The following is an 11291-nucleotide window of genomic DNA, read 5'->3' as shown; positions in this document are numbered from 1 at the left end:
TCGCGCGCCAGCGTGCGGGTGAGGCTCAGCACGCCCCCGCGGGCGGCGGCCGTGATGCTGAGCTGCGCCTGGCCGACGCGCGCCGAGTCGCCGGCGATGTTGACGATGCGGCCGCCCTTGCGCTCGACCATGCCCGGCGCGACCGCGTGACAGCAGTGAAGCACGCCGTAGAGGCCGATGTCGATCTGCGCGCGCCACTCCTCGGGCGTGGTCTGGAGGAAGAACTTCCGGCGGACCATGCCCGCGTTGTTGACGAGGACGTCGATCGGGCCCAGCTCGGCACCCACGCGCTCGACCATGCCCCGGACCGCCCCGTGATCGGTGATATCGGTCTCGACGGCCAGCGCCCGGCTGCCGGCCGCCCGGATCTCCTCCGCCGTGGCCTCGGCAGCGTCCCGCGACTTCGCGTAGTTGACGGCCACCGCCGCCCCTTCCCTCCCGAGCGCGAGCGCGATCTCGCGGCCGATGTCCCGCCCCGCCCCCGTCACCAGCGCCACCTTGCCCGCGAGCCCGAGATTCATGATCCCTCCACGATTCGGCGAAAGAGCCGCCCCGGCGAGAGCGGCAGCTCGTTGACCTCGATCCCGATCTCCGCGAGCGCGTCGGTGACGGCGTTGGCGATCACCGCCGGCGCGCCGATCGTCCCGCCCTCGCCCATGCCGCGGAAGCCGCCGAGCGTCGTCGGCGAGGGGGTCTCGACGTGGTGCACCTCCATCGCGGGCACCTCGCTCGCGCTGGGCACCAGGTAGTCCATGAGCGTGCCCGTGAGGAGCTGCCCCTCGCCGTCATAGACCATCTCCTCGAGGAGCGCGGCGCCCACTCCCTGCGCCACGCCCCCGTGCACCTGCCCGTCCACCACGAGCGGGTTGATGATCCGCCCGCAGTCCTCGGCGACGAGGTACCGGAGGATCCGGACGTGGAACGTCTCGCGGTCCACCTCGACCACCGCCATGTGGGTCGCGCTGGACGCCGTGCCGTAGTACGGGTCGTAGAAGCGCGTGGCCTCGAGGCCGGGTTCCGTGCCCTGAGGCAGCTGCCGGCGACCGCCGTAGGCGGCCTGGGCGATGTCGCGGACGGTGACGCGCCGGTCGGGCAGGCCGCGCACGGCCACGCGGCCGTCCTGCACGACGAGGTCGGCCGGGTGGGCCTCGAGCAGGTGCGCCGCGATCCGGAGCATCTTCTCGCGCACCTCCCGGCTGGCCAGCATGCCGGCCCCGCCGGCGAGCACGGTGCTGCGGCTCGCGTAGGTGCCGGTGCCGTAGGGCGAGAGCGCCGTGTCACCGTGGACGACGCGCACGGCCCCGAGCGGCACGCCCAGTTCGTCGGCGACGACCTGCGCCAGCGTGGTCTCGAGCCCCTGGCCGTGGGAGGCGATGCCGAAGACTGCGGTCACCGTGCCCGACGGGTCCACGCGGATCGTCGCGGCCTCGGTGCCTGTGGGCACGAGCATCCCCGGCGAGACCGGGATCGCGGAGCCGATCCCGGTGAGCTCGACGTAGGAGGCGACGCCCACGCCCACCCAGCGCCCGGTCGCCCGCGCCCGCGCCGCCTCGGCTCTCGCTGCCTCCCAGCCGAGCGCCTCGCGCGCGCGGAGCATCGTCGCGGTGAAGGAGGACTGGTCCCAGACGATACCGGACGCCGACCTGTACGGAAAGTCCCCGGCGCGGATGAAGTTCTTGAGGCGCAGCTCCGTCGGGTCCATCCCGAGTCGCCGCGCGGCGCGGTCGAGGAGGCCCTCCATGACGAACACGGCCGGCGGGCGTCCGACGCCGCGGTACGGCCCCATGGGCGCCTTGCAGGTGGCGATCCCGCGGGTGCGGCCGCGGTAGTGCTCGACCCGGTACGGGCCCGGCAGGAAGGAGATCGTCTGGACGGGCTCGATGCCGGCCGTCCAGGGGTAGATCGAGTACGCGCCGACGTCGGCCATGACCTCCGCGCGGAGCCCGACGATCGTGCCGTCGGCGGCCACGCCCAGCTCCGCCTCGACGATCTCGTCCCAGGCCTGGGAGGTCGCGAGCAGGTCCTCGCGCCGGTCGCTGATCCACTTCACCGGGCGCCCGAGCCGGCGGGCCATCACGCAGACCGCGATCTCCTCCGGGTAGAGCGAGGCCTTGGCGCCGAAGCCGCCGCCCACATCGGCGGCGACGACCCGGATCAGGTGCTCGGGCAGGTCGAGGAGATCGGCGAGGATATCGCGGACGAGCCCCGGACACTGCGCCGACGAGCGCAGCGTCAGGGCGCCGGTGGCGCTGGCGTACTCGGCGAGCGCGCCGCGGTTCTCCATGCAGACGGCCGTGTGCCGGTGGAAGCGAAAGCGCTCGCGGACGACCAGGTGCGCCCCCGCCAGCGCCGCGTCGACGTCGCCGCGGGCGAACTCGCGCGCGAGCAGGAGGTTGCCGCCCGCCTCCTCGTGGAGCACGGGCGCGCCGGGCGCGAGCGCCTCCTCCATGAGGGCGACGGCGGGGAGCGGCTCGTACTCGATGACGATCCGGTCCAGGGCGTCCTCGGCCAGGTACCGGCTCTCGGCGGCGACCATCGCCACCGCCTCGCCCGTGTAGCGCACCTTGCCCTGCGCCAGCGCCGGGAAGGAGGTGACCTTGTAGGCGGGCATCCGCGAGCCGGCCCGCACGGGCTTGACCTCACGCGCGATGTCCTCGCCCGTGAGGACGGCCGCCACCCCCGGCAGCGCCAGCGCCGCCTCCGCGTCGATGCCGACGATGCGCGCGTGGGCGTGCGGCGTGCGCAGGAATGCGGCGTGGAGCATCCCCGCGGGGCGGTGGTCGTCGACGTAGCGCCCCTGTCCCGTGAGGAGGCGCGGGTCCTCGACGCGCGGCACGCGCGCGCCCACCAGCTTCGGGGCGGCGGGCGCGCTCACCGCGGGCGCGCTGCCGCCGCCTGCCTGCCCGGTCACGTGCCGCGATCCGCCCTGGCGGCGCCGAGCGTCCGTGCCGCGGCCTGCACCGCGTTGACGATGCCCTGGTAGCCGGTGCAGCGGCAGAGGACGGCGGAGATGCCCTCGCGGACCTCGGCCTCGGTCGGCGACGGGTTCGTCTTGAGGAAATCGAGCGCCGTCATGAGCATGCCCGGCGTGCAGAAGCCGCACTGGAGCCCGTGGTGCTCGCGGAAGGCCTCCTGCAGAGGATGGAGCTTGCCGTTCTGCATCAGGCCCTCGACCGTCAGGATCTCGCTGCCGTCGGCCTGCACCGCGAGCATGATGCACGAGCGGGCCGCCTCGCCGTTCAGCACGATCGTGCAGGCGCCACAGATCCCGTGCTCGCAGCCGACGTGGGTGCCGGTGAGACCCAGATCCTCGCGGAGGAAGTCCACGAGGAGCTTGCGCGGCTCACAGCGGCCCTCGCGCTCGATGCCGTTGACCCTGAGGCGCACGGTGACGAGGTCAGACACGGGTGACTCCCAGCGCGCGCGTGAGGGCGCGCTTCGTGAGCACGGCGGTGAGGTGGCGGCGGTAGTCGGCTGAGGCGTGGATGTCGGTATCCGGGCTGACGGCCTCGGCGGCCCGCCGGGAGGCGGCCTCGATGGCGGCGTCGCTCAGGCCCTCGTGCTCGAGGATCTCCTCGGCCGCGCGCAGGCGGGTGGGCACCGGGCCCGCTCCCGCCGCGACCAGCCGCGCGAGCGCGCAGCGCGCACCGTCCTTCGCGACCACGGCGGCGATCCCGACGATCGCGAAGTCGCCGTGGCGCCGCGCGAACTCCTCGAACGCGTAGCCGGCACCGGCGGGCATCGCCCGCATCCGCACCTCGACCAGGATCTCGTCGGGGGTGAGGCTCGTCGTGAGGTAGGTCTGGAAAAAATCCGGCGCCTTGACGATGCGCTCGCCGCGGGGACCGCGCGCGACCACCTCGCCCTCGAGCGCGGTGAGCACGGCCGGGTACTCGGCCGACGGGTCGGCGTGGGCGATCGAGCCGCCGATCGTGCCCCGCGTGCGGATCGGCAGGTGCCCCACCCAGCGCGTGGCCTCCCCGAGGAGGGGCACGCGCGCCCGGACCACCGGCGAGAACTCGATGGCGCGCTGGCGCGTCATCGCGCCGAACCGGACCTGTCCGGCCTGCTCCCTGATGTAGGCGAGCGATGGGATCCGGTTCAGATCCACGAGCGCCGCCGGGCGGCTCAGCCGGAAGTTGAGGAGCGGCATGAGGCTCTGGCCGCCCGCCAGCACCTTCGCGTCGCCCCCGTAGCGGCCGAGCAGCTCGATCGCTTGCTCGATGGCCGCCGGCGCGTGGTAGTCGAATTTCGGCGGCTTCATGGTCGCGGGGGACGCTGGGCCGGCTTCGGCCCTGGGTGGCCTGCTGCAGGCGCGGTGTGGCTGCGCCCTGCCCGCTCGATCGCCCTCCACAGCTTTGAGGGCGCCATCGGCAGGTCGGTGATCCTGAGCCCGAGCGGCGCCAGCGCGTCGCTCACGGCTCCGGCGATCACGGCGGGCACGGTCATGGACGAGGACTCGCCCAGTCCCTTGGAGCCCAGGAGCGTGAGCGGGGAGGGCGAGATGACGTGGGCGATCTCGATGGTGGGCGCCTCGCTGGCCGTGGGCACGAGATAGTCCATGAAGGTCCCCGTGAGGAGCTGGCCGTCCTCGTCGTACGCGAGCTCCTCGTAGAGCGCGCCGCCGAGCCCGTGAAGGGCGCCGCCGTAGATCTGGCCCTCGGCGATCATCGGGTTGATGATGGTGCCGGCGTCGTGCACCGTGGCGTATCGGAGGATCTTGATCGCCGCCGTCTCCGGGTCCACCTCCACCGCCATCACCTCGGCGATGAAGCCGTAGGTGCAGGAGGAGTTCACGCGGTCCTGGGCATCCACCGCCTTCGCCACCGTGAAGCCGAACACGGCCGTGGCCTGCAGCCCGGGCTCCATCCCCTCCGGGAGCGATTCCGTGTTCCAGTGGGCGCGGCCGGCGAGGTCCTTGACCGAGTAGGACGGGCCGGTGCCGGTCTTCGGCCGCACCGCGCCGTCGCGGAACTCGAGCTCCGCGGCGGGCATGTCCATGAGGTGGGCCGCGTACGCGACGAGCTTCGCCTTCAGCTTGCGGGCGGCGAGGGCGACGGCGGTCGTCCCCACGGAGCCGAAGCGGCTCGCGTAGGTGCCGGAGGAGATGGACCACACGCGGGTGAAGGTGTCCATCTCGTCCACCACGGTGACGTCCTCGGGGCGGGAGCCCAGCTCATCGGCGACGATCTGGGAGACGACCGTCTGGTGCCCCTGGCCCTGGGGCGTCGTCCCGAGGATCGCGATGACGCGGCCGAGCGGGTCCACCTTCACCGTCGCCGCGTCCACGCCTCCCGACTTCGGCAGGTACTCGGGCTTGGCGCGGAACTGCGGGTCGAGCGCGGTCGCGACGTAGCCCATGTTGGAGACCGAGGGGTCCACCGCGAGCGCCAGGCCGATGCCGAAGTAGCGCCCGGCCGCGCGCGCTCGCGCCTGCTCGCGCCGGAGCTCGTCGTACTTCGCGAGCTCGAGCGCCTTGTCGAAGGCCTTCGGGTAGTCGCCGCTGTCGTAGAGACCGCCCGTCGGGGTGCGGTACGGCATGGCCGACGCCGGAATCAGGTTCTTCCGCCGCACCTCGACGGGATCGATCTGGAGCGTGTCGGCGAGGCGGTCCATCATGCCCTCGGTCTCGAAGTAGAGGTGGCCACAGGCGTAGCCGCGGTTCGGCCCCGTGAGGCACTTGTTCGTCATCACCGTCGAGGCGTCGACCTCGAGGTGCTGGAACGCGTAGGGGCCGACGAAGTTGCCCGTCGGACGGAAGCTGCAGCCCGGCTCCGGGCTGCGGACGTACCCGCCGACATTGTCGAACCAGCGGAAGCGCATGCCGAGGATGGTCCCGTCGCGCTTCGCCGCCAGCTCGCGGTAGGCCACGCGGTCGGTGCCGGTCGAGGAGGCCAGGAGGTGCTCACGGCGATCCTCGATCCACTTCACGGCGACGCCCGTCAGCTTGGAGGCCAGTGCGATCAGCGCGATGTACGGATAGATCAGCGACTTGATGCCGAAGCTCCCGCCGATGTCCGGCGGGACGATGAAGCGGAGCCGGTTCTCGGGCAGCCCCAGCACCCGCGCCGTGAGCGGGTGCATGATGAACGGCCCCATGAAGTTCGACCACACGGTGCAGACGTCGTCGAGCGTGTCCCACCGGGCGACGACGCCGTACGTCTCGATCGGCGTCGAGCCGTACTTCGGGAAGGTGAAGCGCTCCTTGATGACGACGTCGGCGTCGCGGAAGGCCTGGTCCGGATCGCCGTAGACGAGGTGGCGGTGGTTCGCCAGGTTCGAGCCGACCGCCTCGTGGAGCACGGGTGCGTCGGGCTCGAGGGCGCGCTCCGGGTCCACGACCGCCGGCAGCGGCTCGTAGCGCACCTGCACCCGATCCGCGGCGTCCTCGGCGACGTAGCGGTCGCGGGCCACCACGACGGCCACGGGCTCGCCGACGAAGCGCGCCTTGTCGGTCGCCGTGCAGAAGTACTGGACGGGCGCCGTGACGCCCACGGCGAAGGGCTTCGAGTGCCTGAGGACGTCGGCGCCCGTGATGGCGCCGATGACGCCGTCCATCGCGAGGGCGGCGGAGAGGTCGTAGCCGAGGATCCGCGCATGCGCATGCGGCGAGCGGACGATGGCGGCATGCCAGAGGTTGGCGACGGGCGGGTGGTCATCGATGTAGGCGCCGCGCCCGGTGAGAAGCCGGTAGTCCTCGACCCGCTTGACCGACTGGCCGATCCAGCCCTGCTCGCTCATGGGAGGCGCCGCATTCTAGTCAACGGGCCGCGCGCGTGTCAAGGCAACGTTCGCGCTGTCAGCCGTTTCGGAAGTTGGGTCCAGCGGGCCGTCGCCCAGGTGGGGCGTATGGGGCTCGACATCGAACGGTAGCGCAGCCCCGCGGCCACGGAGGGCACTCGAGGCGGGGACGTGGAAGACGCGCGGGGCGCCGTGAACATCGCCTGCTGGAAGCCGGGGCAGATCTCCTCGCTTACGCGACTTGGGCCTCGGCGGCGACCTTTGCCGCCACCTCCTTCCGGAGGTTCGCCTTCGAGATCTTGCCCACGGCGGTGGCCGGGAAGCGCTCCATCATCTCCAGGCGCTCGGGCAGCTTGAACTTGGCGATCCGCTTCTCCTCGAGGAACCGGACCAGCTCCGCCAGGGTCAGGCTGGCCCCGGGGCGGAGGATCACGCAGGCGCAGGTCCGCTCGCCCAGCACCGGGTCGGGCATGGCCACCACGGCCGCGTTGTAGACGGCCGGGTGGGCAAGGATCAGGTTCTCCACCTCCTCGGCGTTGATCTTCTCGCCGCCCCGGTTGATCAGGTCCTTCTTCCGCCCGTCCACCACCAGATTACCGCTGGGGTGGAAGCGCACCATGTCCCCCGTCCGGTAGAACCCATCCGGCGTGAAGGCCGCCCGATTGTGCTCCGGAGCCCTGTAGTACCCACGGATCGTGTAGGGGCCGCGGCAGAGCAGCTCGCCCACCTCGCCGGGGGCAACGTCACGCCCCTCCTCGTCCACGATCCGGGTCTCGTCGTCGGGGCAGATCGGGCGGCCCTGGGTCTCCACGAACACCTCTTCCGGGTCGCCCGGCCGCGTGCAGCACAGCAGACCCTCGGCCATGCCGAAGACCTGCCCGACCACGGGCCCGAACTCCACCAGCACCCGGCGCGCCGGCTCGGGGTTCAGCCGCGCGCCCCCGACGTAGATGGCCCGGATCGAGGGCAGCTCGGTCCGCCGGAATCCCGGGTGGTTGAGCCATGTGATCATCGTGGCCGGCACCGCGGGAATCCAGGTGACGCCCTCGCGCCGGATCAGCGGGAAGACCGTGTCGGGGTCCGGCGAAGGGGCCAGCACTACCCGGGCGCCCATCAGGATGGCCCCCTGGGCCCCGGGGCACCCGAGGGGAAAGTTGTGCGCGATGGGCACGGAAACGAGGAGGACGCTCTCCCCGGTGAAGCCGGTGGCGGCGGCGAAGGCGGACGAATTGTAGAGGTAGTCGTCGTGCGTGCGGGGGATCGCCTTGGGCAGTCCCGTCGTCCCCCCAGAGAGCAGGAAGATCGCGGGGTCCGCCGGCTCCGGCCGCAGGGCCGCCAGCTCGGCCGCCGGCGCGCGCTCCTCGTCGGGATCGCCGAGGAGATCGGCGAGGCGGCTCATCCCGGGAGCCGCGCGGTCCCCCGCCACGAAGATCTCGCGCAGGTCCGGCAGGCGGCCCCGCAGCTCCTCGGCCATGGCCACGTAGTCGAACTTCCGAAACTCCGACGGGATGAACCAGGCGGCGGCCTCGGTGAGCCGGGCCAGGTACTCGATCTCGGCGTGGCGGTGAGCGGGCAGGCAGCAGACAGGGATGGCGCCGACCTTCAGGCAGCCGAAGTAGGCGACGAGGAACTCCCAGATGTTGGGAAGCTGGAAAACGGCGCGCCGGCCGCCGCAGATCCCGCGGCGGACTAAGTGGTGGGCCAGGTGGTCCACGAGCCGCCCCAGCTCCCGGTAGCTGAGGCGCCGCGCGCCGTCCACCACCGCCTCCCTGTCGGCGTGGGCCGCCACCGCCCGGTCGAAGGCCTCGCCGAGGGTGACGCCGCCCCAGTAGCCCCGCGCCCGGTACCGCGCAGCGAATTCCACCGGCCAGCTGACCACGCCGTCCAGCATCGATCACCCTCCATCCCGGGGGCCGCCGTCGGGAGAGCCCGCGCCCTTGCGCCGGATGCCGTACGGGCCACATCGATTCCACCGCATCGAGGCGTCTCTTCTATCACACCCTTGTGGCGGATGCCAGCGCTGTGAGGAGCCTGCGCCGACCCGGCTGGAGGTTCGGCGGGCACCACCTGGTCAGAGAGCCGGACGAAGCACAGAGGAAGAACAGGGATGGTAGGAGAGAGGGTGGCTGAGGGGACTTGCCTCCCGAATACCTCGACGAACTCATCGCCCAGCAGCGGTTTCCGAATCGGAGCTGTGCCATCGGCTCCTCATACTCCTGCCGACCCCCCGAGGCTCAGGGGGGATGGTGCCCGTCACCGTGCGAAACAGGAAACAGGTGACGCCCACGGAGAAGGGTTTCGAGTGCCTGAGGACATCCGCGCCCGTGATGGCGCCGATGACGCCGTCCATCGCGAGGGCGCCGGAGAGGTCGTAGCCGAGGATCCGCGCATGCGCGTGCGGCGAGCGGACGATGGCGGCATGCCAGATGTTGGCGACGGGCGGGTGGTCATCGATGTGGGCGCCGCGCCCGGTGAGAAGCCGGTAGTCCTCGACCCGCTTGACCGACTGCCCGATCCAGCTCTGCTCGCTCATGGAGCCGCAAGGAAGTGCCGTGGGCCGGGCTGCTCAAGGCGGCTCTAGGAATACAGCGCGACGCGATAGCCGCGGTCCGTCAGCGTGTAGCGGTTCTGACCGGGGACCTTGCGCAGCAGCCCCGTGCCGCGCAGCTTGGTCAATTGATAGCTCAGCCGCGCGGGGGTCACCTCCGGGGTCTCGGCCCCGAACCGATCCACGAGCAGCGCCCGCAGGTCGGTGTGGGAGAAGGCCTTGAAGGTGAGCCCGGCACACCCGAGCGCGGCGAGGAGCCGCATGACCTGGGGCGTGCCGAACCGCAGTCCGGCGACGTGTTGGCCTCCCTCGTCGGAGGCAGGGACCAGCCGCTCGAAGGTCGAGCGGTCCAAGGCGGTGGCCAGGGCCACCGCTTGCGCTTTCAAGAAGCGCCCAATGGCGTGATACGCCACGGTCCCCAGGCAGTTCAGGTGTACCAGGCTCCGGCCAATTCCAAAGTTCCGCGGGTCGTTGACGCAAACCTCGGTGCGCAGCACCCGCCCGCCCTTGTTGTACTGCTTGAGGAAGCTCTTCTTGTAGAAGACCTTGAGGCAGCTCACGACGCCCTGCCGCAGCAGCCGCGTCTTGAACGTCCCCGGCGTGTTCCGCTGGATGCGCCGATCGAACATCACCTTCACCATGTCCGGCCGTCCGAGATGCAGGTGGTCGCGGAGGAGATCCTCGTAGAGTGAGGACCTCGGTGCGGAGGAAGATCACGTTGTCGGCCTCCCGTGGATGGGTGGGCCGCATTCTACTCCCTCCGATGCTCCGGGATCTCGCCAGCGCACTTGGTCCCTCTCGCACGCTGTCGGACTGCCGTTCAATCAAGCCTGGGCCGCCGCCCACGCGCCCTCTTTCTCATCACCTCATCCCGGCCCCAGGATGCGTCGCCGGTTGACTGCTACTCATCTTCCCCAGCGGGGGACGCAGTCCCCCGCCTCGGGGGTTAGGGCGTAGCCCTGCTACCCGGGACGATCGCCACTGCCCAAGGGGCCCTGGCCCTGCACCTCGTGCGACAGTTTCAACGGGCGAAGCAGCACTTCCAGGCGCAGGGGTCCCCGGCCTGCTCCATCGCCTGCGCGCCCGGCCCTCGCCACGGCGCCAGTGTAGCGGGCCGCGTGCTGGAAGGTCAGGGCGCCCGCCGTCAGGGCAGGGTCTTCAGGAACTTCTCGAGCTCGTCCTCCGGCATGCCGATGGAGTGCGCGTCGTCGGGGAAGGCCTTGCCTTTCACCTCACCGGTGTAGGCCCTGAGGTGCTCGAGCGCGATCTCCCAGAGGTTGACGTACTGCTTGGCGAAGCGCGGCTTGAACCGCCGGTAGAGGCCGAGCGCGTCATAGAGGTTCAAGAGCTGGCCGTCGCAGTCGACCCCGCTGCCTGTGCTGATGACCGGGATGGACAGCTTCTCGCAGATCACCTTGCCGAGGGCGGCCGGCACGCACTCCAGCTCGATGGCCCAGGCGCCGGCGTCCTGCAGGGCCAGGCAGTCGTCGTAGATGGCGCGCGCCTCCTCCGCCGTCTTGCCGACGGCGCGGTGCCCGCCGAGCTTGGCGATGAACTGCGGGGTGAGCCCGGCGTGGCCCACGCAGGGGATGTTGGCCGCCGTGATCGCCCGGACGCGCTCGACCGTGAGGCCGGCGCCCTGGGTCTTGGCGCTGTCGGCGCCCGCCTGCATCAGGCGGATGGCGTTCGCGATCGCCTGCTCGTTGGAGACGTGGTAGGAGCCGAAGGGGAGGGGGGCCACGATGAGCGCGCGCCGCGCCCCCCGCACGACGGCCTTGAGGTGGTGGAGGATGTCCTCCATGGTGACGGGGATGGTGTTCTCGTAGCCGAGGACCACCATGCCGAGCGAGCCGCCGACGAAGATGACCTCCACCCCGGCCTCCTCGACGAGGGACGCCATGGGATAGTCGTAGGCGGTCATGACGACGATCTTCTCACCCAGGGACTTCATCCGCCGGACCTCGTTGATGGTGCGCTTCTTCGTCCTGGCATCCGTTTCCAT

Annotated in this window: 9 protein-coding genes; all 9 read right to left on the bottom strand. The window is 71.3% G+C overall.

The window, feature by feature from the left end; genetic code table 11:
• A partial coding sequence (locus HYV93_20075) for an SDR family NAD(P)-dependent oxidoreductase (protein ID MBI2528263.1) occupies positions 1-521 on the bottom strand: 521 nt, incomplete at its 3' end.
• Entirely contained in the window at positions 518-2875 is a 2358-nt protein-coding gene (locus tag HYV93_20070) for a xanthine dehydrogenase family protein (protein MBI2528262.1), read from the bottom strand. The genes HYV93_20070 and HYV93_20075, both read right to left, overlap by 4 nt.
• Before the next feature lie 32 nt (positions 2876-2907).
• On the bottom strand, positions 2908-3405 hold the full coding sequence (locus HYV93_20065; protein ID MBI2528261.1) for a (2Fe-2S)-binding protein: 498 nt from the start codon (positions 3403-3405) through the stop codon (positions 2908-2910).
• The gene (locus tag HYV93_20060; GenBank protein MBI2528260.1) at positions 3398-4264 is read right to left on the bottom strand and encodes a xanthine dehydrogenase family protein subunit M; all 867 of its coding nucleotides are present in this window, start codon (positions 4262-4264) and stop codon (positions 3398-3400) included. The genes HYV93_20065 and HYV93_20060 overlap by 8 nt, the downstream gene beginning before the upstream one ends.
• Positions 4261-6741 (bottom strand): xanthine dehydrogenase family protein molybdopterin-binding subunit, encoded by a 2481-nt coding sequence (locus tag HYV93_20055; GenBank protein ID MBI2528259.1) that lies wholly within the window; start codon positions 6739-6741, stop codon positions 4261-4263. The genes HYV93_20060 and HYV93_20055 overlap by 4 nt, the downstream gene beginning before the upstream one ends.
• 232 nt (positions 6742-6973) lie before the next feature.
• The gene (locus tag HYV93_20050; GenBank protein MBI2528258.1) at positions 6974-8632 is read right to left on the bottom strand and encodes an AMP-binding protein; all 1659 of its coding nucleotides are present in this window, start codon (positions 8630-8632) and stop codon (positions 6974-6976) included.
• Between the two features lie 270 nt (positions 8633-8902).
• Positions 8903-9274: a hypothetical protein gene (locus tag HYV93_20045; GenBank protein ID MBI2528257.1), complete on the bottom strand. Its 372-nt coding sequence runs from the start codon at positions 9272-9274 to the stop codon at positions 8903-8905.
• 44 nt (positions 9275-9318) lie between these two features.
• On the bottom strand, positions 9319-9930 hold the full coding sequence (locus tag HYV93_20040) for a hypothetical protein (GenBank protein MBI2528256.1): 612 nt from the start codon (positions 9928-9930) through the stop codon (positions 9319-9321).
• Between the two features lie 503 nt (positions 9931-10433).
• Positions 10434-11291: a 3-methyl-2-oxobutanoate hydroxymethyltransferase gene (gene panB, locus HYV93_20035; GenBank protein ID MBI2528255.1), complete on the bottom strand. Its 858-nt coding sequence runs from the start codon at positions 11289-11291 to the stop codon at positions 10434-10436.

The sequence above is a fragment of the Candidatus Rokuibacteriota bacterium genome, assembly GCA_016188005.1.
Taxonomy (GTDB): Bacteria; Methylomirabilota; Methylomirabilia; order Rokubacteriales; family CSP1-6; genus UBA12499.
Note: the sequence above shows the minus strand (reverse complement) of the source record. Positions and strands in the feature narration are given on the sequence as shown.